This window comes from Noviherbaspirillum autotrophicum (genome assembly GCF_000818395.1).
Lineage (GTDB): Bacteria > Pseudomonadota > Gammaproteobacteria > Burkholderiales > Burkholderiaceae_D > Noviherbaspirillum > Noviherbaspirillum autotrophicum.
The window spans coordinates 3,877,486-3,901,653 of record NZ_JWJG01000028.1 but is presented as its reverse complement, the minus strand read 5'-3'; the positions used below and the strand labels follow the sequence as shown (position 1 = coordinate 3,901,653).

The following is a 24,168-nucleotide window of genomic DNA, read 5'->3' as shown; positions in this document are numbered from 1 at the left end:
CGCCCCGTGCTGATTTGGACGTTCGAGTTTTACCAAGGGGCTTTACATGAAATTCGCTAACGCTTGCCTCGCCGGCCTATCGGCGTTCTTGCTGGTCGGGGGCGTTCACGCCGCTCCGCCGGTCGTCAATCCGGAACAGATGGACATGGGGACCGAAATCAATGCAAAGATCGGCAAGGAAAAATCGAAGAGAAGCATGATGTCTGCCGGAATGAATTCGGAGCAGGGATCGGGCAGCGGCAGTAGCGGCTGCGGCACCGTCAACATCAACAGCAACGACAAGAAGGGCAACAGCGGCATCAAGGACATGTTCGGCAAGCAGTCCACCACGATCGTGACCGGACCCGTCATCAACATGGCGAACTGCAAGTAAGCTTCGCACCCCACCCAACACGTTTTTAAAGAGATCGAGCATGTATCGTAAAGCAGGGACACTGGTCTGCGGTCTGGCGCTTGCGCTGACCGCTTGTGTGACGACAGAGGATTCGGTGCGCAAGGAAGCGACCGACGTGACGAAGGCGGTGCGCACGGGGCCGGAGCAGGCACCGTTGAAATCGATTACCAGCTTTTCCCCGGCTTTACGCTGCATGGATAACCTGTTCCTGATGTACGGCGTGCGCGACCTCGTCGTCATCAGCGAAGACTTGAACGACAACACCAAAAAGGTCAGCGCCGGCACCAAGGACATGCTGATCTCGGCCGTGTCCGAAATGACCAAGCGCAGCAAGGCGGTACGCCTGATCGCCTATGGCCAGGATTCGAGCAACCTGATCAGCTTCATGAAGGAAGCCGAGAAGAAGAACCTGTTCCAGCTGACACCGCAATATGGCATTCGCGGCTCCATCAGCCAGCTCGACGAAAACGTCGCCAAGAAGACCGAAGGCGGCGGCATTTCCTTCGGCGATGTCGGCTTCGGCCGCGCCGCGACTGCCGCCACGACCATTCTCGGCCTCGACCTCACCATGATGAGCACGGAAGACTTGTCGATCGTCTCCGGCGTTACATCGAGCAACTCGGTCGCCATCTTCAAGTCCGGCGCTGGCGTCGAAGGCGAAGCCGGCTACAAGAAGTTCGGCATCAATTACCAAGCCAACCTGTCGCGCTCGGAAGGTACGGCGCAGGCGCTGCGCAATCTGGTCGAACTGTCCGTCATCGAATTGTTCGGCAAGCTGACCAAGACACCGTACTGGATCTGCCTGGGCGCGAACAGCCAGACTGACGCGGTCAAGAACGAAATCGGCGACTGGTATTCCGGCATGTACAGCGACGGCGAGATCGTCTCCTACTGGCAGCAGCAGATGCGCATTCGCGGCGTCTATTCCGGCGAAGTCAACGGCCAGAATGACGAGGCGCTGATCGAGGCAATCACTGCCTACCGCGAAGCGATGGGACTGGAAAAGAGTGCCGTAGTCGACCTCGCCTTCTTTACCGCTTACCTCGACGCCAACCACTATGAGGTGGCGCCCAAGGCGCGGGCCAAGCTCGCGGCCAACCGCCAGGGTTCGGCGCCGGCCACCAGCAGGGAGGATGCCAGCCCGATCTCGATGTCCATCGTCTCGACAAAGGGTGGCAACCAGTTCGCGCGCGGCGAAAAGGTGGCGGTGAAGGTTACGCCGAGCCGTGACGCCTATGTGTATTGCTTCATGCAGGATGAAACGCGCAAGATCGCACGCTTCTTCCCGAACCGCTTTTCCAAGGATGCGCTGGTGAGCGCGAAGACCGGCATCCAGCTCCCGAACGGCAAGCAATTCAGTATGCATGCCAACAACAAGGGCGTGCAGGAGCAGATCATGTGCTTCGGCACGGGCAAGGACGTGTATGCCGACGTGGTGGCATCGATCGGCGGCGGCGACATCGACGTACCGACGCAGCTGCAGTCGCTGGCACAGATCAAGACGGTCTTTGAAAAGGCTGCCGGCCCGTCGCTAGGTACGGCGAATTTCACCTTGAACGTTCGATAAGGACAACATGGACAGGATCGCTTTGATTGCAGCAGTTATGTTGGGAACGGCTCTGCTGCCGGCCGCAGCGTCGGCCGAGCTGACGGTCAACAAGGGCGGCGTGGCGCTGGTGCCGCCGCCAGGCAATACCGGGGCGGTGGCGCCATCCGAGCAGGCATCAACCTTGCGCGAGCCGAAAAAAACTGGCGGGCGTACGCTGCGCTGCTGGCAGCACGGCCGCTTGCTGTACGAGGGTACCGGCTTCAAGCAGGACGCGGAACGCCAGGCCAACGCGGTCACCGTACAGCGTACGGACGGCGATTCGGTCATCCTGTATGACCAGAAGGATTCCTTCTGCATCCTGTCGAAGTGACGAATCGGGAGACAAGAATGAAGCTGAAAAGCATGCGCAGCGGTCTGCTCGCGGCAGGGCTTGCGCTGATGTCGTTGTCTGCCTGTGCCGACGTCGTCACGCAGCCGGCGGCAGGCGTGACCCGCGTGCAGTTCAAGCTGCCGGGGGAATTGCAGATTCGTTATGGAACGCAGGAAAAGCTGACGATCGATGCGGACGCGAAGGTCATCCCGATGCTGGATATCGCCGTCAAGGGGGATTCACTGGTGTTAGCCAGCAAGCGCGGCTTCAGGACGGATAAGGACCTGAAATTCACCTTGACCATCCGCTCTCTGCAAAGCGTCAAAAGCGAAGGCAGCGGCAATGTCGTGATCGAGAACTTCGCCGGCGGGAATATCGAGGTCGATGCCGCCGGCAGCGGCAACATGCGCTTGAAGGACATCAAGCCGGGCCGCCTCGCGATCCTCATCGAAGGCTCGGGTGCGGTTGACGCATTTGGCAGCGGCGAGACTGTCATTGCCCGCATTACGGGAAGCGGCAACATCGATACGACGAATTTTCGCGCCAGGACGGTCGAGGCCGATATCAGCGGCTCCGGCGACATCAAGGTCCATGCGGATGATAAATTGAAGGCAGACATCAGCGGTGCTGGCAATATCGAGTACCGTGGCAAGGCCAAGGTGACGCAGTCGGTTTCAGGCGCCGGCAGTGTCGACCGGCTCTAACAACGGGAGATAACAATGAACAAATCCATCCGGCCCGCAGTGGCCCAACTGGCAGTTCTCGCTGCGGCATGCGCGGCATCGATTGCGTTTGCACAGTCCCAGTCCAAAGTTCAGGTACAGGACATCAACCAGGGGCAGGCCGGCATGCTCAACACCCAGAGCATGGACCTCGGTAATGCCAAGGATGGCGGAAAGGCGCAGGTCACGGCCGGTTCCGTCACGCAGGGACAAGCTGGCATGTTGCAGCGCCAGAACCTGTCCATCGGTAACGCCAGCGGCAAGAATGCAAAGAGCAACGTCAAGGCCGGCGCCGTCGTGCAAGGCCAGGCCGGCATGCTGAACAACCAAGATCTGCAGATCGGCAATGCCTCCGGCAACGGCAAGTCGAATGTCGCGGTCGGCGCCGTCGTGCAGGGTCAAGCCGGCATGCTGAACAACCAGCAGGCCAAGATTGGCAATGCCTCCGGCAACGGCAAATCCAATGTCGCAGCCGGCGCCGTCGTGCAGGGGCAGGCCGGCATGCTGAACAACCAGCAGCTTGAACTCGGCAATACCTCTGGCAACGGCAAGTCGAATGTTGCGGTCGGCGCCGTCGTGCAGGGCCAGGCCGGCATGCTGAATAACCAGCAGGCCAAGATTGGCAATGCCTCCGGCAACGGCACCTCCAACGTGGCTGTCGGCGAAGTGATCCAGGGCCAGGCCGGCATGTTGAACAACCAGCAGGTCAACGTCGGCAATGCCAGTTCCGGATCGACCACGGTCATGACCGGTGCCATCATCCAAGGGCAGGGCGGGATGCTGAACAGCCAGCAAGTCAATATCGGCAACAAATAAAACAACAATTACCCCGCCGCCCGCGGCTGCATCACTGTTGGCTGCGCGGCGGGAAGACGACGCGTACAGCGCAGGGAGAAAGTCATGATGCAGATGGGCGGCGCGCGCTGGTTCAAGCGCATTACTGCAGGTGCCGTACTGGTGGTCTATGCGGCAGGCTGCACGCATATGCCGAGCGGGGAGAAGGCGTTCGACAGTTTCGAATCCTGCTTTGCCTCCAATCTAGGCCTTGCGGCGGTAGGCGGCATCGGTGTCGGCCTGCTGACCAAGAATATCCTGGGTAACGACAAGGGCTCCGCCAACGCGGTCGGCGCGGCTGCCGGCATCGCCACTGCGGCCTTGATTGGCATGACCGCCTGGCGCAAGTGCGCGGCAGTCTACAGCAAGTCCGAGCCGGTAGCGCAACAATCGGAGGCACAGGCTTTGCCGGCAGCGGCAAGGCGCCAGCGCAAGCAGAGCCTCAATCTGGACAAGCTTGAGATGCGCGTTGAGGGCACCGAGAACGATCCTCCGGTCCCCGAATTCAGCTTCACCTTCCTGGCCGAGGACCCCGCTGCCAAGGATATCAAGGCGCGATTCCGGCACAAGGTCGAAATCGTGCGCTTCATGGCCGATTCGGAAGACAAGCTGGTGTTGGCCGACGCGAAAGGCAATGCGATGCTCGATGCGGCCGGCAAGCCGATTCCGCTCGAAGCCGCCATCAGGATGCCGCGCGAGCGCCTGCAATGGGTGACGATCGCCGATGAAGGCAAGGACGATTATGTCGAGGACGTGGTCATCCAGCAGGGCCGCGGCACGTTCCACCACAAGCTGCAAATTCCGCCGCGCGCGCAACTGCCCTTGCCGCTGCCGGTTCCGATGCGCTACACGCTCACTGTCGAGGCCGAGCACATGAAGTCGGCCAGCACGGTCGACTTCGCGCTGCTCGACAAGTCCGGCCGGCCGAAACGTTACGCCGGCTCACCCGCCGTCAATTCGGTTGACGGGAATGGAACGCCTGCAGCAGGTGCCACCCGTTCGCTCAAGGACGGCTCTTTCGTCGCAACGCACGCGGTCAAGCACAAGACGTCCCTGTTCGATAATTCCGGTCCCAAGCGCACGGCCATTGCATCCTTGAATGCGGGTACGCGCGTCAGAATCGCGCAAGAGGCGCACGCCAAGAAGCCGACTTCCTGGGTACAGATCGATACCGATCAGGGAACGAGCGGCTGGATCCCTGCCAGCGCACTTGTGAAGGTCAAGTGATGCGGGCGGGCAGGTGGTGCATGGCTCTTGGCCGGCTGGTCGTACTGCTTTGCCTGGCCTGGGAAGGGGGCGCAGCGCAAGCGCAAGGGGCAGGGGTGGGCGTGCCGGCTGTCGAAGCAGTGACGCAGTCGGAAATCAGCGCGATTCGTGACGCCTTCCGTTCGGTAGGGCTACAGCAGGCCGACGTGCGGCTGGGAGATGACGGACGCATTTCCTTGATTGGCGAATATGAGGATCGCGACGAGGTCGAGACCGCGTTTGCGGCGGCGCGCGCCGTGGTCGGATTGCGACGTGTTGCACCCACCACGCCGGCCAATATCTCGTACCGACTGAAAGGCTTCAATTCGGCATTTGCGTCGACCATCGGACGGATGATGCAAAAGCGTCCGGCTGCCGTAGCTACACAACCTGCATCGCCGCCGCAGGCTGCCAGACGCACGCCGCAAACCCTGGGCGTCATCGTCGGTGCCAGCAAGTCCAGGTATCTTCCGCCCGAACACTGGCTGGACGGTGCCGAAAAGGACGCGGCGGATATCTATACATTCCTCCTTTCTCCCGACGGCGGATCGGTGCCCAGCAACCAGGTGAGCCTGCTGACAAAAGAGGATGCCACTTCCGGCGCGGTCAAAGCGGCGATGCACAACGTCATGGAGCAGGTCCAGGCGGGCGACACGGTCGTGTTGTTCGTCGCTGCCCACGGCTTGCCGAATGCGATGAACAAGTTCGATATCGTGCTTTACGATACCGAATTCCCGCGCAAAAAAGTCACGTCCAAGGGCGAATCGATCGATTTCGTAATCACCAATCGCAAAACTGCGCTGAGCGACGAAGACCTGCAAGGCTTTGTCGCGCAACTCACCGCGAAAAACGTGCGGTCGGTCGTCCTTCTCGACACCTGTTATAGCGGCAAGACGTTCGTGTCGATCCCGGGGTACTTGCCTTCCCGGACGCGTTCGCTGACGCAGCACAAGAAGGAAGTCGAATACACGACCAGCTTGTCGCAAGAGGCGGTCACGGACCTCGCGCAAAAGGCAAAGGACATGAAAACGTCGCGCATCGTGATCGTTTCCGCATCCGAAAACGAGGAGTCGCTGGAATCACCCAGCCTCGGTGGTGGCGCATTCACGCAGACATACATCCGGTCATTGCGCAAGGAACATGATTACGCCGACGCCTTCGACCAGACCAAGCCTTCTGTAATCCGTATCGCACGGACCATGGGACTGTCGCAGACGCCCCGGATGCTTGTGGTGCCCGAGGTGGCCGACACGAAGTTGTGACGGGCATTTTAGGCATGCATGGCAGAAACCGTTATCGCTCTGCTATAATGTCGAGCTTCGTCGGGGCGTAGCGCAGCCTGGTAGCGTACTTGCATGGGGTGCAAGGGGTCGGGAGTTCGAATCTCCCCGCCCCGACCAATAAAATCAAAGGGTTACAGATCACAAGTCTGTAGCCCTTTTCATTTGGCGCAGTTTTACCCCTACATTTACCCCTACATTTTTGGGGTGCGTGAATTCACAAACCACCAGGGTATATCGTGGATAGTCAAACGCCGTTAGTGAAAAGGGCTATTGTTAATTCGACCCTTTGTGGAGTGTCTTAATGCGCCAGCCAAGACGGCCAAGAAGTCGGCTACAGCAAAGAAAGCCGCAGCGAAAAAGGAAGCGCCTGCTGCCGCAGTAGCGCAATAAGCGGGCACTGAACGCGAAACAGGCAGGAAACTACCTGATTCCCGATCCAGCTTAGCCCTGCCCATACCGATGTTCAAAAGAACGTTCGGGCGGGATATCAGGATGCCATGAACAAACGCCGAGGCAAATCCTCGGCGTTTTTGTTTGCATCAACTCGTGACGTGTCACACTGATGTCTTAACCCTGCCGTTGCTGACGTTTTGCGGCAAGAGCCAAAAGGCCGATGCCGAGCAGCAGGATTGCGCTAGGCTCCGGTACGACGGCACCATTATTGTCAACTCTCACCAAAGCGCTGCCGTACCACTCATGTTGATAGTCAGTTGGGGCGTAGTTGGGGAATAGAAAAGCTCCACCTTCTGTAAGACTGACACCCACATTAATTAGGTCAAGATGCTGCGTGTCCGGTGAAATAGATAAGGCGCAAGCCCAAGGAAGTGATCCTCCGCAAGCTGATCCGTTCGAGTTGAAAAGATTATTGAATGCCTGTCCAAGCGTCACGTATTCAGGCGCATAGGTATTCAAGGTCGAAAATCCTGCATGGGCCAACAATTCTTGAATTTCACTCCGTGTGGCATAACGGAATGTGGCGCTGTACCCGCCCATGCCTGACAGGACTTGCGACACAGTGAGGCCCCTTGTGGCAGTGAAGTCGAGCCACTCCAGACCGGATTCGGTATCCAGCGTGATTAATCCATCGCCCACAGACGAATAATCCTCGGCAACCAGCGCAGCATGCGCGGTTTGCAAACCAAGCAGCAAGGACAGCACCAGCATGAATTTTTTCATCGTACCCCTCTCAGTTGTTGTTTGAATGTCCAGAAGCGCTGAAGCACAACGTATGCCGAGATTAAGAAGAGCATAGAAACAAGCACTTACGATGAATATGCGACTGGTCTGCGCAATGTATGTCAAATTCGTCGACAACAGGCGGTGGATTGATGTGTATAAGTTGTGACATGATCCGACAGGATGTGTCAGATCATGTATGTCCGCCCACAACCGAGGCCGTGTGAAAACGTGAAAATCGAACGACACGACCACAACATGTCACGAGGCGCTCTTCTTTTATTCCGCTATTTCGTGCTGGTCTAGCGGCAAAACCATGTTTTTACACACCCTCGGCCGAACTCGGAAGTTCGGCTAGTTTCAAGGCATGACGAAATCGGACAGGAGTTAGCAGCTTAAGGGTATTCCCAATTGTGGCATCGCCCGCCTGCTTTCGTAATTGTTGAATGGCTACCTCAGCAAATCTCGTTGTAGACGCAACGCATGATTCATGACCTTGATCATCTGTCGCAGCTCTTTCCATTTCCCGCCGGTGTATGCGTTACGCGCCACCTTTGCTTTTCCTTCCGCGCTTTTCGGACCGGTGGATTTTTCCCACGGTTTCCAGCGCCGCATTGCGTCCGCCTGTCTTTGCCGTTGCTCCGCCGTCCAAGTGCGTGCGCCCATTGGTTTGGTCCTCTAATAGTTTGTTTTGCGTAGTTTGTTTTTTCCTCGCGCGCGCGGAGGAGGGCACGCCACCGTTATTCACTTGCTGCGGCCCGTGGCTAATATTGGCCTGATTGACGAACGCGACCTGCCGTGGATATTTCAGCTCGGCCAATGCCAGTATCGTGGCGCGGCTCTGCGATTGCGCCTTGAGCGCTAGCGTCAACAGCGCTTCCAGCTGGCGCTGGTATTCCTGCGTTTGGGCTCGGCGGGCGAGGCTCGTGAAAATCGACTGCAGAGCAATGGCTTGCGCCGCCAGCATTGCTTCAAGCGAGGTCAAGTCGCCATCCTTGACGGCGTTGCAGGAGTCACGCAATCCATCAAGCAGCGTGGCAAGCTCTACGTCTGCGCCGACAATGTCATTGGGATAAGCCAACATGACTGATGCCGCATTCACTGATGGAATAAGCGCCAGCTTTGCTTTATCTGCACCATTCATTTTGACTGATGAATCCGCTTCTGTGGGTTTCATATCGGCTTTCTTACTCACTCCAGCACCTCCGGCTCGAATCCGGCACAGCGTTGCAAAATTGTCGTCAGCTCGCTCGGGATTGATGGTCCACCGATTTTTCCGGTCTTTTCCCACTGGTGACAAAACCGGCGATTCTTGGTGCCAAAGAGGTGGCGGCATTCCACACAGACGCGGCGCTCGTCTTTTTCTTGGTCGCGCACGGCGAGGCGATCCACCATTGCCTCGGCCTCATCCTTGTCCAAATCCCGTACCATGAACAAAACGATACGCGTCGTGAAAATCGATTCGCCATACTTCATTTCCTGAAAAGGCTCGGGACCGGCCCCTACAAAACCTACGAAAGCATCCTTTTGCAGGTTTTGTGGGGTACTGGAACGAGCCGCTTCCAGTTCCTTCAATCGTGCGAGCCAGTTCATGCCGCCTCCTGCTGCAATGCGGCCGGATTCACCACGTACCGTTCGCTCGGGCGCCCACCGGTTTGATACTTTTCGGGGCGCAGCCAACCGTATTCGACCAGCACGTTCGCCGCTTTTCGTACTTCCTCAGGTGTGTTTAATCCCCCCCATTCTTTTTGCACGACGATGCGTGGAGTAAATTCCGATCCGAGCACACCGGAACTCACTTTCTTGAGCAATTTCGCCGCGCCGGTGATTTCGGGTGTGACTGCGGCGGAATAAAGCCGATTGGCATGCGTACGGAGATAGTCGCCCCACGCAATCGCGCGCATCATCTCCGCTTCGCCGATCACGCCTCCGCTGGCTGGCGTTTCAACCAGTGCAAAGATCAACGCGAGCGCCGGGATCAGCTTGCGGTACTTGGCGAGGTGCGAAATTAACGCCGGATGCAGCTCATCACCGCGCAATTCCGTTTCAAATGGCACCAGCCATTCGATAAAGTGAGTTTGTGCAGCGGGATCAAGACGCCAGATTTGTGGTTCGGTGTCACTATTCGGGTGCAGTCTTGCCAGTCGCTCGAACACTGTTTGCACCGCTTGTTTTGCTGCTGCATCGGGCGCTTGGTCGATAAGACGATACGCGCTATTCACATCCGGCCAGACCGTCAAACCAAAGCGCTGCAGCAGCCCATCGTCACTGCTGCCGCCCGACACTGCGCCGCGCACATACTCCTGCACGCGGCCCGGTTGAATTCCCCCCAGCATCGCGAGGCAGACACGCGGAATGTGCACTTCACCCCGTCCAATGCGATCAAACATATAGCCTTTGTCGCCGTCATAGGCCTGCAGGTAAAACGCACGCGATCCTTCCTGCCCCGATTTCTCCATACTGGCGAGCAGTCCGTAAATTTCATCCCGGTAGGACAAAACACCCCAGGGATTCACCTTCAGCAGTTCACCGAGTTTTTCAACAGTGGTGTCGTTGATGATGTAACGACGCTGGGTCGGCTCGGGCAGATCCTCCGAATGCAACAACGCGCGGGCCTTTTCAGGGTCCTTAGTTGCCAGCTGGCGAGCTTCTTTTTCGTTATTGGCCTTTTGCAGGTCTGCCAGCTTGGTATCGATGGCCCACGCTGCATGTTCCGCTTCCCAGCATTCGTGTTCGCGGGCTTGCAACTGGTACAACGGCTTCAGCGCTGCGCTGAGCGCAGGGCTTTTCATGACGCCGGGGCGGCCAACTACCAGCCCCCACAAATTCGGCACGACTTGCCACGTGTCGCGTGCCTTCGGTTGTACTACCGCACGCGCACCGATGAGGCTGGACAGCGCCACGATGCTACCCACTGCTGGATAATCCGGTGGGCATTGCATGCGATAGGCAATGTCCATGATCCAAGGGCGCAAGGACAGCGGCAACAGGTCAGGATCGAACTTCTGAACTGGCGGCAGAGCGTCTGGCAGCGGCGTCGGAACAGGCCACGCGTCGGCGAGAGACTTGGAGGACTGTGCCTGAGCAGCTTCAATGCAACGTTTCACGGCATCTGTTCCGAACATCAGGAACATGTCATTGAAGTCTGTCGCATTAACGGGGCGAAGCGGGCCGAAGTTGGGAGACGTAACCTTGGCGTTATTGGTCGCAGCCGCTTGAAGCGCGTGATTATCCGGAAGACCGGTTGCCTTGACTAAATCAGCCAGCAGCACCAGCGTCGCAGCCGGATAACGCTCGCGTATCGCTTTCGCAACCGCAAGCAGATTACCGGACGATAGAGCTGCAATGACGGCAGCTCCGGTGGCGTGTTGGGCCGACAGCACGGTCGCCACTCCTTCGCCAATCAGCAGCGTGGCACCACTGCCGTTATCGCCAGGCAGCGGCTGTGCAGCCCAGTAACCACCCGCTTTCGTCCCCCGGCCTGCTAGCGCCGCCTTGCGGCCGTCCTCATCAATCAGTTCCAGCGTCGACAGCGATGAGTTCACCTTGACCGGCACGACCAACAGACGGCCATGCAGTATCTCGCCACTCGATTTCGGCGTATACCCGAGGATCGAAGCCACGGCATTCGCGTCAATCTCTCGTAAGGTGGCGACTGGGGATACTTGCTTACGCACGAGATAAGGATGATCCGGCTGCGCAGTGCTGGATGCATTCCAGATTTCCAATGCTTTCGCCGCTGCGGCGGCACGTTCCTTTTCGATGCCGGATTGCTCTTGCTCGACTCGCACCGCAGCTAAGCGCTGGCGTGCGGTGATTTCTTCGTGGCTCGGTTGCTGGAAGGTGCCGTCATCACACCAGCCGTTTGTCTTGGCTTCGTAAAACAGCGTTCCCAGCGTCACCTTACCGTCGGCGCGCAAACTCTTCCAAACGTCTTGCGCATCGCGGGCATTGTAGGATGCCGCTTGTTGGCTCCATTCGTCCCACAGGTCAAAGCCACCATCGCCGAACGCGGCTTTGATCGCCATGCCGATGCGCACCCAGGTATCGCGATCCTCAGCAGGGATGAAATACAAGGCCGAACGGACGCGATCGATGTCGGTAGTGAATAGTTCGGCCATTATTCGCCCTCGCTAGACGTCATCGTGGCGCGGCGGCAAACCGTAACTTGCGTTACCGCCTCCGAACTCGTGTGATCGTATGCGCAGCAGTGGGCGATCCAGCACGTGCTGCAATGGCCGACAACTGCTGCGTTCGGCGGGACTATGTTCTGCATCGTTTCCTCCTTTCCTCCATATAGCGATTAACGTGATTTCTGCGACGGACTCTCTGCATTACCTCTAGCGCTCAGGCGGTGGTCGTTGAACGTCTGCGCTACCACCGCCTGAGCGGTTTGCAGTTATTAGAGTCGGTTGAGGAGAAAGTACAGGCGGACCTGCTCATCCATAGTCATGCTATCGATGTCCAGCGTCTCGAAGCCCGGCAAACGCTCGATCAAAATTTTCAGATCCGGGAAGGAGTTACACATGGGTTTGAGTTTGCGGTGCAGGATGTAGACTGTTGTTGTTTTCAAGTGGCCACACGTCGTGTGGACCTCCTCGCGCTTGGTAAGAATTTTGTGCCCCTTTTTGCGGAGCGAAGCGATCCTTTTATCCGGATAGGCGATTTTCAGCTCATAGATACAGTCCTCGACCGTCAGGATGAGATGCGTTTCATACCATGCGAGGATACGATTGCATTCGGCGTCTGCATCGCTGTACGGGTAACGGTTAAATACCGGGGGCAGGACTGGAGCGATGTGCTTGTTTTCTTGTGGTTGGTTACTGTTCATAGGTCACCTCTTAAAAAAGGCAGCTGGCGCTTCACACGATTCCGTTTCGATAGACGCAACAATCCCACCGTCGTTGTGAAACGACGTTGCGCTTTCGTCTGGAATGGTGGGGAGTGGCAGCCGCTGAACTAAATGTGGCGGCTAGTCGGGTTTAGTCTGGTGCACACTTGTGGCTAAGGACCAGTAGACCCTGCCGTATCGGAATTGCCGATTAGCGCGCCTCACGCGAACGCGTGGACACGTAGTGGTCAATTTCATCCTCGATCAGGACCGTGGTATTCGGTCCGATCTTGATGGGCTGGGGAAAGTCGGGGTCGGTCTTGATTTTCAGCCAGAGCGTGCTGTCAGCAATTCCGAGCTTTTTTGCGGCGACTTTCGGGCGCAGGTAACGTCGGATGAAAACACCATTGGCAGGAATCAAAACACCGGTGGCTGATGCCTGCGTTGCTTCAAAAACGGCGCTGTCAGCTACTGGGTGATTCACATTGTTCTTAGTCTTTTTCGGCATAAAGTTCTCCTTTCACATTATCTAGTCATGCGTTATTGCATTGACTCTGCCCAGAATAGATTGAAAGAGGAGATTCTGTCGAAAACGAACTGGATGTATTTTTTTGTAATTCGTTACGGCCAGCTGCAGAAGCGGGCATCGTTGTTTCTTTTTAGGAATGCGTCTAATCGGCTTTTAAGATTGGCTTCATCCAATTCGATATCGAAAGTAGCATTAATGAGGCAGGTGACGAGCGGGTAGTGTGAGTCCCCGTTTACGGGCATTGTTTCTAGAAATAAATGTTCGATATTCTCGTCGCGGGATGCTTTGCGAATGATGAGGACCAAGTGAAATGCGAGCATCGTTATCACCGATGGCAATCGACCACTGTTGATTGGGTCTTTATAACGAATGCATCCATGTACTCTGCGATGGATGCGTTCGCCGGACGTCATACTTCCACCAAGGAAATCGTACGCAAACGCTGTTTCAAGTGCGGAAATGCAAGTAATCAAATACTCACTTGGCGTTTTTTCCCCATTGAGAGAAATGCCGCGATCCTTAAGAGCACTGAACCAAGTGGCGCCAATTTCCGGCATAAATTGTGGGTGGCGGATAAAAAAGCTTTTAAGATCGGCAACGGAATTTTCTATTTGCTGGCGTTCCGTATTGAATGAGTGAATTTTGTTGCGCGCATCCGCGTGCGGATCCTTGCTTGCTTCGTACCGGGATGCGCAATAACAGGCTTCCAGCAGGTGTTGTCTTAAGCGTTCAATCACAGACTGTCGATCTTCGACATCTACCGGCACGATCGCGGCGATTTGCTCAGTAAAATCCGATAAGTCACGATGTTCGCGAAGAAAAGTCTCGGTCCAAGACGGCAATGAAATTTTGTCCATGATTTCCGAGGGCGGCACGACTGACCTCCGCCCTAGCCCTTTCCGAATGGCAACTCAAGGATAGTTATGATAACAGAAAAATATTGTCAAAATATCATCCTTCTAGGGTAGTGCACGCTCCCAAAAGGGTAGTGCAGGGCGGGCTTTATCGAGGCGTGCTGATGCTCAGGATCGGTGTGATCGGTAGGGTAAGGAGTGTGGACGGTGCATAGATTCCGGCAATGAAGCGCTCATGGCCGGACATTACTGAAATTTAGTTGAAGGACAGAAATCGATCCATCGTGGAAGCGACATATACCCGTCAGCGGCCATTTACCTCCGTGTTACAAATGGCTCATCAGCGTCTACGAATCCATGGCCGATTCAGTCTTCTATTCAACGTCTATGCCCCCGAGGCAGGGTACGTCAGCATCCTTCGATACGGGTATTCGATAGTCCACTGTATCGCTTCGTGCCACAAATTATCTAGGAGCAACTGAAAATGACTGTTGCATACTGACGGACTGGCTATGCACGAATGTGAGCACCTGTTCGTCAGGGGAAGCATATTAGCTGCTCTCAGTTTGTTGGCAGTCGAGGGACTGGCGAGGCAAAAGAGCAGTAATAAAACGCAAAAATGATCGCTTATAACGATTCACGAATAATTCGGCCGGCATCCCAAACAAAACCTTGCGTGGCCAGACTAGTAGCTTTGTTTAAGGCGTCTCGCCACGCTGACGATGCTCCACTTCCTGACACAAGAGCGGCATGGGCTGTGTGCTCTACTTGTTCTGCTCGTTGTGCAGTGGAGAGGGTGAATCGACCCCGCAGTGTATTGCCGTCGATGGTCGTTGACCAACGGTAACTAGCTCCTTCTGAGAAATCGGTATGTGCAATCCGGTATCCGTTATTTACCTTATGAAGTGGTACTGCGCGTCCATTGTCATCAGTCACTTCCAGTTCGGTTATCTGCTTGGGATCATGTGTCGGAATGACGATCACCATATCAGTCGCACGCCAAAGGATGTCGCCGTGTGGCAGAATTTCCGCGTAGTCTTCGCTTTGTAATTGGGCGCTACGTAGCATACCGGGGCGCTGCTTTTCGTCACCGGCAAGTATCAGGCCGAGCTGCCTGAGCGCCACTTGGTAACCGCTATTGGTAACCGGTTTTAACACATCAGGGTTGATCACCGCCCCTGCAGCAAGTACCGATTCCTGAAGGCCGGACTGACCTGCATACACAATGCGCACCGATCCTGATGAGACACGGATGCCTTGGCAATCCTTTTCCTTGCGGATGCCTAGACGCAAGCTCTCACCCGACGGTTTAACGACAGTTGCTGTCGCACTGTCTGCGCTTAGTGAACATTCGAAGGCGAGCGCACTATGCGTGCAGATAAGTGCAACGAGTGCAGGGAGAAACTGATGACGATAGACCATGAGGCACCTAATGACCGTGCGTGAATAGAGTGGATATGGCAAAGCCAACCAAGGGAAGCTGCCAGCCCAAGTCGGGGAAGGAGTGCAAGAGCTTTTTTAACCTAAACTTATGGTGCTCAGTATGTCCGTCAGGTGATGTTTTCGCTGCCATGATGGCGTCAATGAACATGCCAAAGACGAGGGGGCCGGGATTCAGCCAAAGATTAAGTTTTAGGAGTAGTGCTGATGCTCCAAAGAACAGGCAAATAATTAATATTGGTGGTAGCCAGCCGATGACAAGAACTCCGCGCCACAGCAACGTATGAAACATTTGATTGCGCACGCCCTTCGATGCTCCTAACAAATAGGGCTTAGCCCGTCCTATCTTGGTCCAAATTCCATGGAATATGAAGCCTAGAATGGTGCCAACGACCATATCGGCTAATAGGGCATAACCATGGGATGTATTGATGGCTGGATTAAGTTGCGTGCTAAAGGCTGCGGCGTGGATAAAAACCCCGGGATAAGGATGCTCGGATAAGGCGGAGAAAAATTGGTCTGAGTCAGCCCATGCGCCACCCAGGAAAACTGTTTTTCCTGCCAGATTAGGAATGGCAAATCCTTTTGCTGCACTCCATTCTGGTTCTACGGCTTGTTGATGTAGGTTGATTGGAGATAGCAACGCACTCTTAAGGGGAATCGTTTCAGTGTTATGTCCATGCGAACGGGCCGTTGCATCGAAAAAGGTCTTGCTGTCCATTTCTGCTGCCCATTCACAAACTTCATGGGTGAGCAGGGGATCCTTCGGTTCCCCCAGCGCCAACTTGTGAGCAACATTTGCCAGTAGTGGTGACTCAACGTCATGGCGTACGACGGTATTCATGGAGGAAGATAAAGTGGGTAGTGCGAAACGAATCCCGTGTTCGCACATGGCGCGTACCCACAAGTGCTGCTTTTCTTGCAAGGTCGCCGTTCTAAACGGGGTGGCCAGCACGAGGCGGCTCTGCCCCGCCAATGCTAATAGTGCTTGGTCGAGTTGCCGTCGCTCCGTCGCATGCAACTCGTCGCTGGCCGATGGAGACAAGTCGAGGTCGATTGCCACTACGCGAGGTTGGCTCTCCTTGAGTTTTTCTAATAGCTCCGCCATCCGTCGGCGGTTGAGAGGGGAGGATTGTTCAAAGGCCTGTTCGTACAGCGTGTCGGTAATCGACATGATCACCGGTTGTTTGCTCTGGTCCACGAGCGCAGTATTGGTCGTGGTAGGCAAAGCCACGCGTAATGCCAGACTGTCTAGCCACCGCAACCACGGCGTATAGGCCTCGACCAGCAAAATTGTACTTGCCAATACTGTGGCAACAATCAGGTGGTGAAGCACATCATGCAGGTGGATGCTTGGGTGCGCGCCTCCATGCATACGTGCCGCATGCGAGTTGGATGAATTCATAAATTGATTTGGTTCGTCAGTGCTTAAAAATTGCTACTCGCTGGCCCGGAAATAAAAGTCGCCGGTAAGTGATGACGAATCCCAAGGAATCTGTTCTTGTTTTGACGCAGCAGCCACCGCCTTGCGGGTGTTCTTCAGAATATCCTCGATTTTGAGGTTTTTCACGCGTAACTGTTGTAGTAAATGGCTGGTATATAAGCCATTAGCACCGCTGCCGTCGGCGGCTGTTTTGCCGGGAGCTGTGGCATAGGCAATGAGAGTGCCGGCCGGTGCGTCGATGGATGCCAGCCCGCCACCTTTTCCACTACGCCATGAGCGGGCTAGGGGGTTATCTCGGCAGGCGTCCAACATCACGATGTTGACCCGAGATTGGGCGTTTTCAAACTTCGAAAGAATGTAGCCTACATTAATTGCTTTGTAAGATATCTCCGACTCTTCCTTGAATTCGGCGTCGACAGGAATAAGATAATTTTCCCCTTTGACTTGCATGCCATGACCAGCATAGAACACTAACGCCACACCGTCTTTTTTAATGGATCGGCTAAATTCGTCAATGGCTTGGTTCATCTTCTGTAGATCAGCATCCTCAACAGAAATGACACGGAAGTGAGCGGAGCGAAGTTCTTTGGTCATTGCCCGTGCATCGTTAACGGGATTGAGTAGCGCGCCTCCCTTTTTATACTTGGCATTGCCTATGACGAGGGCGACCCGCCGATCAAGCATCAAGGATTCTGGATCGACCTTGACTATAGGAGAGGCACTTTGTGGGCTTGTCGTCTTTCCTATTGATTGTGTCACCGTCTGCGGCGCTGCGCCTGATTCAATACGGCTTTGCAGTTTCAAATCTCGGCGATTCTCCGCAAGCGCGCTGGAATTCTTAATATTGCGAGCATTACGTTCTAAGGCAAGTGCCAGGACTTTATTCGGCTCATGGCTGAGCCGATCAGCGATAGCGTAATATTCACTGGCGCGCCAAAATGCGCCCGATGATTCTTCACAGATTCCGAGGTTGTAGTTAAGGGCCGGCGAATTTTTTTCTTGATCGTAGATGTCACGGAAAATATCGCAGGCGCGGTCCATGCGGCCCGCTTGGGCGAACTTGAGTCCTGACGCAAATCGCTCCTTTGCCTGTAACTGCTCATCGGCAGGAAGGAGTGGGATGTCGACGAGCTTGTCGTGCGGGACGAGCTTGCTAATGACTGCTTCAGTGATTGCGCCGGCCACCGTGCCAAGCATGGCTCGACTATCCTTTAATACCTCATCGCCGCAGGCAGTGGCGTCAAGGGATTTAGTAATAGCTTCGTTATATACCGGATTACCTGATTTTCCGTCCAGCAATTGCACTTGCACTTGCATGCTTGCCTTCCGATCCGTGCAATACACAGTCTTGTTGTAGCCGGAAACGCAGCTTGAGAAGAGTTTATTGGGCTCCTTACGCTGAGTGCAGACATATTCGCTTGTGGTTCGGCGATTATCCGTTGCAGTGGCAGCGATCACCTCACCGACGAGAATAGCGTCAGTGCCTTGCGATTTAGCCACAGAAACTGCTGAGCGAGCGTCTCCCTTAAGCGAGCGCGATGGAACGGTGCGAGCGACGATGCTATATACCGGCTTATCTTGTACCTTGGCATTCATCATGGCCGACTCAATGGCCAAGCTAAGATCTTCTCCATATTGACCGGAGAAGCGAGCGACAGACATGGAACGGTATTTGGCGGCCTCTTGTACTTCAGGTACCTGCAACATGGAGACGCGCGTAGTTTGATTTACTGCACAGCCGCTGATAAGTAGGCTTGTAAGTCCGATGAGGAAGTATTCCCTGAGTTTCATTATTTTTTTACTTTTCCCTAAATTTCTGCACCGATGATTATAGGTTGACATTTCCTATTGGCATTATTTTAACGGAGTTTCATATGGGAAAGTACGCCATTTACCGGACCGTGCATTTGACGAAAAGCCGACTGGCCGACCGTGGCGTCAAGTCGGGAATGTATATTGCAAAAAGTCAATCCAGTGTTTTTAGCAGGAAAGAGAAGGGGGGAGCGCGATAAGGTCAGTGCGAACGAGACGGTGCTTCTCGCTGGGAGGATTGCTGGGGAGCTTTGTTGTGAGTGGAGGCAGACAAAATCAACGTCAGCTGTTCACCCAACAAGCGCCACGCTTCGCGCTTCTCGGGCGCATAGTCGTGATGTAGATAGTGCCGACGCACTTTGCTACCTTCCAATACGTGGTTCTGGCAGCGATCGATGATATCCAGTGCGATCCCGAGGCTTTGCATCATGGTCGCGCCAGTGCGCCGCATATCATGGGGCGTCCATGCGCCGTTTTTGCCGTTCGCTAGCACCAAGGTGTCATCGTGACGGCGGCGTTTCATCGGTTTGCGCGGATTGCCATCCTTGCCTTTCTTGAACCGACACTGGCGATCACCGACCTGCTTGGAAATACTCTTTTCGCATACATGGCCTTCGCGGTTCTTGGCAGGGAAGCACCATTCCGAATGGCCCGTCAATTTGTATAGCTGGCGGAACTGATCCAAGGCGAAGTCCGATAGGAAAACGGTTAATTCGCTCCGCTTACCTTTGGTGTCGTCCTGCGGGATGAACCATTCGCCGGTATCGAAGTTGATATGTTCCCAGCGCGCCTTCGATGTTTCACCGACGCGGCATAGCGTCGCCAACATGATCCAGATCGCGCATTGCGTTGTTTTCTCGACCGGCTGCGCCGCAGTGCGTTTTTTGGGTGCCGCATCGTACGCTGCCTGCATCCGCTGAAAAATATCGTGCAGCTCACGAATTTCTTCTTCTGCGAGGAGCCGTTCGCGACGGTTGTTCATGTCGTAGTCGGTGCTGACAACCTTCTCGATCTCGATCAAGTCCATTGGGTTGCCATCGACGAGCAGTTTACGCCAAGGCTGGCGTTTTTCCGCCCATACGAACATTTGGGTGAGATTGTTGCGCATGACGACGGCTGTACGGTTGGCGCCGCGCGTGACTATCGCGCGCAGTACTCCCCGCAAGTCGTGCTCGGTCAATTCCTTGATCTGTTTTTTTCCCAGCTTGGGCAACACATCCGCGTTGAAAGAACGTTTCAGTTCAGCGTTGCCATCTGCGCGGCGTACGCCGTCAAGTAGCCAGGTATCGAACAAATCTTGGAAGGTCAGGGCTTCACTTTTCTGTCGTTCGATCTCAGCCAGACGCGCCGTCACTGCATCCTTTGCGTCTTGTTTCGCAACCTTTTGATGACTTGACGGATCAATATGTTGTTTGACCAAAAGCTTGGCTGCGTCACGTGTCGTTCGGATTTTGCTTAGGCTCTCCCTTGGCCATGTGCCGCAAGCATAATCCTTCAGTTTGCCGTCGAAGCGATAGCGGTAATAGAATGAAATGCTGACCGTGCCATCAGCTTTGGCGCGTACCCGTCCGAACAGTCCGCCGTCGTCGCGGAGAGTTTTCCCGTTGTCACCGGCGCGCTGGGCTTCGAGTTGTTTAGGCTGGAGCTTTGGCATTTGGGGCTGCAAGGGGTAGTGGATTTCTTATTTTACCCCTACATTTACCCCAACAGATAGATTAGGTGGGAATGGCCTGCTTTGGATGGTGTTGGGAAATAACTTGTGTAAGAGTCTGTTTTTGTTGTATTATTTTTTTAACCCGACTTTCCATTGTACGGCGATGGACAGTAAAATAATTGCATGGGGTGCAAGGGGTAGGGAGTTCGAATCTCCCCGCCCCGACCAATAGAATCAAAGGGTTACAGATCACGAGTCTGTAGCCCTTTTTTCTTTTTCCCTTTCATACCTAGCCATGCCTTCTTTAATATCGGGTACTTCGTGCCTGCGCTTCACGCATAGAGCGAGATCTGGGTGGTTATCGATTGACAAATAAACCTTTCCTTCTCCTGGGAATTTGCTATGCAGTTTTTCGGCAGGTCATGTAGTTGTTTCTCGCTTGTTGCAAAGTGCAATGTTCGGACCAGTCCGGTCCACCTAATTGCCGACGCCGTCGAAGGGCTGAAACCTTATCAGATGAAACTGAGTGCAGGTGCATCAAGCCGATGAAGTGCATCATCGATCGCTTGTCAGTTCGCGGCTCCATGGTGCTTCTCACGGTACTGCTCAGCCTGCCCATGATCGGGCTTATCGCCTATTCCGTGCAGAAGAATCACGAGCAGGCCATTGTCAAATCGGGCTACCAGTTGAGCAAGTACACCGTGACCGAGGCGCTCGCTTTCGAACGGACGCTCAACGAATCGCGCGAACTCCTGCAAAAGCTGGCGCAAAGGCCCGACATTCAGGCGCTCGATCCGAAACGCTGCTCCCCCCTGCTGGGTGACATCAAGCACTTGTTCCCGCGCTATGCCAATGTGGTGGTGGTTAATGTGGAAGGCATGGTTGTCTGCTCCGCAGCGCCGATTAGCCGCGACCGGCCGATATCGATAGGCGCGCAGCCTTGGTTTGCGGAAGCGATCAAGTTCGATGGGTTTTCGATCAGCTCGCCGCATCGTGGCCCGCTTACCAAGAAATGGGTGCTAGGCCTCAACTATCCGATACACGACAGCACGGACCGGTTCGCCGGCCTCGTCGGCTACAGCCTTGATCTCGGGTACCAGCCGTTGTTGTCGCGGTTGCTGCCCTTGCCGGAGGGATTGGTACTGACGATTACGGATCAGCAGGGAATGGTCGTCATCGACAGCCGGAATGACACCGAAACGCTGGGAAAGCGATTCGCCGACACGCTGGCTCTGCAGATCGTGCCGGATGGTATGAAGGCGAGCGCGCGCGTGATCGGTACTGGGACGGATGAACGGCTCGTCGCGGTCAGCCCGGTAGGCAATACCGGATTTCGCCTGTATGGCGTGCGGCCGACCCGCTATATCGCGCAGGAAGAGAAGCGCAATGCGTTCCATCAGCTGACGATCGTGACCACGCTGACGGGCCTTAGCATCATGCTGGCCCTGTTCATCGGGCGGAGATTTTCACGCCAGATCGAGGAAATGGCCCGGACGGTCGGCCTCGTTGCGAAGGGAGATCTGTCGCGCCGGATAACGGCGAGAGGGCCGACCGAACTGGTCGAGTTCGCGCAAGGATTCAACCACATGCTGGATGTGCGGCTCCAGGCAGAAGCGCATTATCACAGTCTGTTCGAGGCATCGTCGGACGGTGTTGTGGTCATCGATACGCATTCGAAGATCATCCTCGCCAATGCGAGAGCGCACCAGATATTCGGCTATGCGCCCGGCGAACTGATTGGCCAGGATCTGGGTATCCTGATCCCTGAATGCAGCCGTTCGCTTCATGCCCAGCAAGTGCGGCATTACTTTGCATTCCCTACGAAGCGGCGGATGACGGATGGGTGCCAGGGGCGCCGCAAGAATGGTGAACTGTTTAAATGCGACGTCACTCTTACCTTCCTTGAGGGGCTTGATGGCACGATCATTTCTGCAGTCATCCGTGACCTGAGCCATATTGAAAGCGCTTCGCGGCGCTATCTCACCGCTATTGATACGACGATCGATGGTTATGCTGTGCTCAGCCCGGAAGGTAAATTTCTGGAGGCCAATTCCGCGCTGGTCAAGCTGACCGGCTATGCGATGGACGAATTGCGCAGCATGGCCGTGGGGGATGTGGATGCGCTGTCAGCCAATGACCAGCCGGGCTCGATACGCAGCCGGTTCGATGAAGAGTGTCGCGGCCGTTTCGAGACCGTGTGGCGTTCGAAGTGGGGCATCCTGATCGATGTCGAACTGAGTTACAGTCATGGCGAGGGCGGCGAGATATTCTGCTTCGTGCGCGACATCCGACCAGCGCTCAAGGCGCAGATGGCACTGGGCATGTCGACAGCCCGTGTCAGGAATCTCGAGCGCGCGATCAACGAGCATGCGATTGTCGTCATTGTCGACGAGGCGGAGAATATTCGCTTCGTGAACGACAAGTACTGCGCCATCTCGCAGTATCGGCGAGAGGATCTGCTTGGGAAGAACTACCACGCGATCAACCTGGACCAGTCGGGCCAGCTCCCCGCCGGAGCCATGCGGCCGATGCTGTCCAGCGGCCAGATCTGGAAGGAAGAGGTCCGCATCATGGCCAGGGACGGCTCGTTCTACTGGGTGGAAAGCACGACGGTGCCGTTCAGAGATGCCATAGGCCGGCACACGGAATATTTCATCGTCCAGACCGACATCACGCGCCAGAAGCAGATCGAATCAGACCTGCTGCAGTTGACTGAGCAATTGCGGCAACTGCTGGCACGCCATCGTGACGTGAAGGAAGAAGAGCGGCTTCGCGTCGCTCGCGACATCCACGACAATCTCGGAGGCTTGCTGCATAGTATCCGCTCTCACTTGTCGGTTGCGCTGAAACAGGACCTGTCTCCTGAGCTTTCCAAACGCCAGCTGGTGGCCGAGGCCATGACCATGGCCGACCAGGCGCTGGAATCGGTGCGCGACATCATCGTCGAGCTGCGGCCAAGCGTGCTGGATCAGCTTGGCGTATGGGCGGCCATCGAGTCTTATGCCGAACAGATTGCGGAACGGTCCCACCTGCGCTGCCAAGTCATGATCGACCCCTATCTCGACGAGAGCAGCTTGAGTGATGACGCACGCATCGAGGTGTTCCGCATCGTGCAGGAACTGATGATTAATGTGGTCCGGCATGCCGAAGCATCGCTGATCGAGGTGGAGGCCATACGCATGAGCGATCACGTTAGAATTATGGTCGCGGACGATGGCAAGGGCATCAATCCGGTGCAGATTTTTGGCGAACATTCCTGGGGGATCATGGGCATGTATGAACGGGCTCGCTATTGCGGGGGCGAATTGAAGCTCACGAGGAGCGCGAACGGCGGAACGAAGGCAGTGCTGACGCTTCCGCTGGAGGAGCAGCATGTCTGACAAGGCGATCCGGGTATTGCTGGTCGATGACCATGCGATGGTGCGCAAGGGCCTGCAGCTGATTCTGAATGCCACGGGCGACATCCAGGTCGCAGCCTGCGCCGAGTCGACGGCGGAGGCGTTTAGCAAACTGAAGGAGCAGGAGTTTGACGTTGCCCTCGTCGATATCGCGATGCCCGGAAAGAACGGGCTCGACCTGCTGCGCCAGATCCGAGACTCGCATCCGAAGCTTCCCGTCCTGGTCCTGAGCATGTATGACGAGGAGGTCTATGCTGTGCGCGCGCTCAAGCTGGGGGCCGCCGGCTACCTGACCAAGAACAGCCAGGATTCGATCCTGATCGATGCGATCCGCAAGGCCGCGGCGGGTGGCAAATACATCAGCGCCAAACTGGCCGAAAAACTCGCGAGTCTGATCGGTGGCCAGAGCGCATTCCCGCATGAGACCTTGTCGGACCGGGAACTTGAAGTGCTGAAGCTGATCGCGGCCGGCGAAAGCCTGGTCAGGATCGCAGCGATGCTTCATCTCAGTCCCAACACAGTCACCACCTACCGCGCTCGCATCATGGGCAAGCTGCAGGCCAAATCGAACAGCGATCTCACACACTATGCGATCGAGCATGGCTTGAGGCTGTAGGCAGTGAAGTCAGGCCG

Annotated in this window: 20 protein-coding genes and 1 tRNA gene; 10 read left to right on the top strand and 11 right to left on the bottom strand. The window is 55.7% G+C overall.

Annotated elements, in window-relative coordinates; genetic code table 11:
- Window positions 1–46 precede the first annotated feature (46 nt).
- The 8 genes from TSA66_RS19365 to TSA66_RS19330 all read left to right on the top strand — a co-directional run bounded on the left by TSA66_RS19365 (window position 47) and on the right by TSA66_RS19330 (window position 6,514).
- Window positions 47–373, top strand: coding sequence for a hypothetical protein (locus tag TSA66_RS19365; protein ID WP_040041167.1), 327 nt, complete (start codon window positions 47–49; stop codon window positions 371–373).
- Window positions 374–413: 40 nt separating this feature from the next.
- Window positions 414–1,961, top strand: a complete 1,548-nt coding sequence (locus tag TSA66_RS19360) for a DUF4384 domain-containing protein (protein ID WP_084199747.1) — start codon at window positions 414–416, stop codon at window positions 1,959–1,961.
- Window positions 1,962–1,998: 37 nt separating this feature from the next.
- A complete protein-coding gene (locus TSA66_RS19355) occupies window positions 1,999–2,313 on the top strand; it encodes a hypothetical protein (RefSeq protein WP_198358853.1) in 315 nt (104 codons plus the stop codon).
- A 17-nt stretch (window positions 2,314–2,330) separates the two neighbouring features.
- Complete coding sequence (locus TSA66_RS19350) at window positions 2,331–3,017, top strand: head GIN domain-containing protein (protein ID WP_040041164.1); 687 nt, start codon at window positions 2,331–2,333, stop codon at window positions 3,015–3,017.
- Window positions 3,018–3,032: 15 nt separating this feature from the next.
- Window positions 3,033–3,851: a hypothetical protein gene (locus tag TSA66_RS19345; RefSeq protein WP_040041163.1), complete on the top strand. Its 819-nt coding sequence runs from the start codon at window positions 3,033–3,035 to the stop codon at window positions 3,849–3,851.
- A gap of 84 nt (window positions 3,852–3,935) precedes the next feature.
- Window positions 3,936–5,096: a GW dipeptide domain-containing protein gene (locus tag TSA66_RS19340; RefSeq protein ID WP_040041162.1), complete on the top strand. Its 1,161-nt coding sequence runs from the start codon at window positions 3,936–3,938 to the stop codon at window positions 5,094–5,096.
- Window positions 5,097–5,116: 20 nt separating this feature from the next.
- On the top strand, window positions 5,117–6,376 hold the full coding sequence (locus TSA66_RS19335) for a caspase family protein (RefSeq protein ID WP_040041161.1): 1,260 nt from the start codon (window positions 5,117–5,119) through the stop codon (window positions 6,374–6,376).
- A 61-nt stretch (window positions 6,377–6,437) separates the two neighbouring features.
- Window positions 6,438–6,514: transfer RNA gene (locus TSA66_RS19330), tRNA-Pro, on the top strand.
- Window positions 6,515–6,964: 450 nt separating this feature from the next.
- Here TSA66_RS19330 and TSA66_RS19325 read toward each other — a convergent pair.
- The 11 genes from TSA66_RS19325 to TSA66_RS19275 form a co-directional block, all read right to left on the bottom strand.
- Complete coding sequence (locus tag TSA66_RS19325; protein WP_040041160.1) at window positions 6,965–7,573, bottom strand: PEP-CTERM sorting domain-containing protein; 609 nt, start codon at window positions 7,571–7,573, stop codon at window positions 6,965–6,967.
- A gap of 541 nt (window positions 7,574–8,114) precedes the next feature.
- Window positions 8,115–8,768: a hypothetical protein gene (locus TSA66_RS19320; RefSeq protein ID WP_157691731.1), complete on the bottom strand. Its 654-nt coding sequence runs from the start codon at window positions 8,766–8,768 to the stop codon at window positions 8,115–8,117.
- Entirely contained in the window at window positions 8,765–9,166 is a 402-nt protein-coding gene (locus TSA66_RS19315) for a hypothetical protein (RefSeq protein ID WP_040041159.1), read from the bottom strand. The genes TSA66_RS19320 and TSA66_RS19315 overlap by 4 nt, the downstream gene beginning before the upstream one ends.
- Window positions 9,163–11,694: a DUF3987 domain-containing protein gene (locus TSA66_RS25770; protein ID WP_052452447.1), complete on the bottom strand. Its 2,532-nt coding sequence runs from the start codon at window positions 11,692–11,694 to the stop codon at window positions 9,163–9,165. Before TSA66_RS25770 ends, TSA66_RS19315 begins: the two co-directional genes overlap by 4 nt.
- 281 nt (window positions 11,695–11,975) lie before the next feature.
- Window positions 11,976–12,404: a helix-turn-helix domain-containing protein gene (locus TSA66_RS19305; RefSeq protein WP_040041158.1), complete on the bottom strand. Its 429-nt coding sequence runs from the start codon at window positions 12,402–12,404 to the stop codon at window positions 11,976–11,978.
- Between the two features lie 211 nt (window positions 12,405–12,615).
- Window positions 12,616–12,912 (bottom strand): helix-turn-helix transcriptional regulator, encoded by a 297-nt coding sequence (locus TSA66_RS19300; protein ID WP_084199743.1) that lies wholly within the window; start codon window positions 12,910–12,912, stop codon window positions 12,616–12,618.
- A gap of 113 nt (window positions 12,913–13,025) precedes the next feature.
- Window positions 13,026–13,790 carry a hypothetical protein gene (locus tag TSA66_RS19295; RefSeq protein WP_040041157.1) on the bottom strand — a complete coding sequence of 255 codons (765 nt, stop codon included), beginning with the start codon at window positions 13,788–13,790 and terminating at the stop codon, window positions 13,026–13,028.
- A 624-nt stretch (window positions 13,791–14,414) separates the two neighbouring features.
- A complete protein-coding gene (locus TSA66_RS27110) occupies window positions 14,415–15,209 on the bottom strand; it encodes a hypothetical protein (protein WP_157691730.1) in 795 nt (264 codons plus the stop codon).
- 7 nt (window positions 15,210–15,216) lie between these two features.
- Window positions 15,217–16,632, bottom strand: coding sequence for a CHASE2 domain-containing protein (locus TSA66_RS19285; protein ID WP_084199741.1), 1,416 nt, complete (start codon window positions 16,630–16,632; stop codon window positions 15,217–15,219).
- Between the two features lie 33 nt (window positions 16,633–16,665).
- Window positions 16,666–18,462, bottom strand: coding sequence for a caspase family protein (locus TSA66_RS25765; RefSeq protein ID WP_052452446.1), 1,797 nt, complete (start codon window positions 18,460–18,462; stop codon window positions 16,666–16,668).
- 223 nt (window positions 18,463–18,685) lie between these two features.
- Window positions 18,686–20,137, bottom strand: a complete 1,452-nt coding sequence (locus tag TSA66_RS19275) for a tyrosine-type recombinase/integrase (protein ID WP_040041154.1) — start codon at window positions 20,135–20,137, stop codon at window positions 18,686–18,688.
- A 545-nt stretch (window positions 20,138–20,682) separates the two neighbouring features.
- Here TSA66_RS19275 and TSA66_RS25760 point away from each other — a divergent pair.
- Both TSA66_RS25760 and TSA66_RS19265 read left to right on the top strand, forming a co-directional pair.
- Window positions 20,683–23,517 (top strand): PAS domain S-box protein, encoded by a 2,835-nt coding sequence (locus tag TSA66_RS25760; protein WP_052452445.1) that lies wholly within the window; start codon window positions 20,683–20,685, stop codon window positions 23,515–23,517.
- Entirely contained in the window at window positions 23,510–24,151 is a 642-nt protein-coding gene (locus TSA66_RS19265; protein ID WP_040041153.1) for a response regulator, read from the top strand. The genes TSA66_RS25760 and TSA66_RS19265 overlap by 8 nt, the downstream gene beginning before the upstream one ends.
- The last annotated feature ends 17 nt before the right edge of the window (window positions 24,152–24,168 follow it).

Coding starts and splice junctions, on each gene's coding strand:
- TSA66_RS25760 (WP_052452445.1), top strand. CDS start 20,683: ATGAAGTGCATCATCGATCGCTTGTCAGTTCGCGGCTCCATGGTGCTT.
- TSA66_RS27110 (WP_157691730.1), bottom strand. CDS start 15,209: ATGGTCTATCGTCATCAGTTTCTCCCTGCACTCGTTGCACTTATCTGC.
- TSA66_RS19265 (WP_040041153.1), top strand. CDS start 23,510: ATGTCTGACAAGGCGATCCGGGTATTGCTGGTCGATGACCATGCGATG.
- TSA66_RS19325 (WP_040041160.1), bottom strand. CDS start 7,573: ATGAAAAAATTCATGCTGGTGCTGTCCTTGCTGCTTGGTTTGCAAACC.
- TSA66_RS19295 (WP_040041157.1), bottom strand. CDS start 13,790: ATGGACAAAATTTCATTGCCGTCTTGGACCGAGACTTTTCTTCGCGAA.
- TSA66_RS19350 (WP_040041164.1), top strand. CDS start 2,331: ATGAAGCTGAAAAGCATGCGCAGCGGTCTGCTCGCGGCAGGGCTTGCG.
- TSA66_RS19335 (WP_040041161.1), top strand. CDS start 5,117: ATGGCTCTTGGCCGGCTGGTCGTACTGCTTTGCCTGGCCTGGGAAGGG.
- TSA66_RS19360 (WP_084199747.1), top strand. CDS start 414: ATGTATCGTAAAGCAGGGACACTGGTCTGCGGTCTGGCGCTTGCGCTG.
- TSA66_RS19345 (WP_040041163.1), top strand. CDS start 3,033: ATGAACAAATCCATCCGGCCCGCAGTGGCCCAACTGGCAGTTCTCGCT.
- TSA66_RS19305 (WP_040041158.1), bottom strand. CDS start 12,404: ATGAACAGTAACCAACCACAAGAAAACAAGCACATCGCTCCAGTCCTG.
- TSA66_RS19275 (WP_040041154.1), bottom strand. CDS start 20,137: ATGCCAAAGCTCCAGCCTAAACAACTCGAAGCCCAGCGCGCCGGTGAC.
- TSA66_RS19285 (WP_084199741.1), bottom strand. CDS start 16,632: ATGAATTCATCCAACTCGCATGCGGCACGTATGCATGGAGGCGCGCAC.
- TSA66_RS19365 (WP_040041167.1), top strand. CDS start 47: ATGAAATTCGCTAACGCTTGCCTCGCCGGCCTATCGGCGTTCTTGCTG.
- TSA66_RS25765 (WP_052452446.1), bottom strand. CDS start 18,462: ATGAAACTCAGGGAATACTTCCTCATCGGACTTACAAGCCTACTTATC.
- TSA66_RS25770 (WP_052452447.1), bottom strand. CDS start 11,694: ATGGCCGAACTATTCACTACCGACATCGATCGCGTCCGTTCGGCCTTG.
- TSA66_RS19300 (WP_084199743.1), bottom strand. CDS start 12,912: ATGCCGAAAAAGACTAAGAACAATGTGAATCACCCAGTAGCTGACAGC.
- TSA66_RS19340 (WP_040041162.1), top strand. CDS start 3,936: ATGATGCAGATGGGCGGCGCGCGCTGGTTCAAGCGCATTACTGCAGGT.
- TSA66_RS19355 (WP_198358853.1), top strand. CDS start 1,999: ATGTTGGGAACGGCTCTGCTGCCGGCCGCAGCGTCGGCCGAGCTGACG.
- TSA66_RS19315 (WP_040041159.1), bottom strand. CDS start 9,166: ATGAACTGGCTCGCACGATTGAAGGAACTGGAAGCGGCTCGTTCCAGT.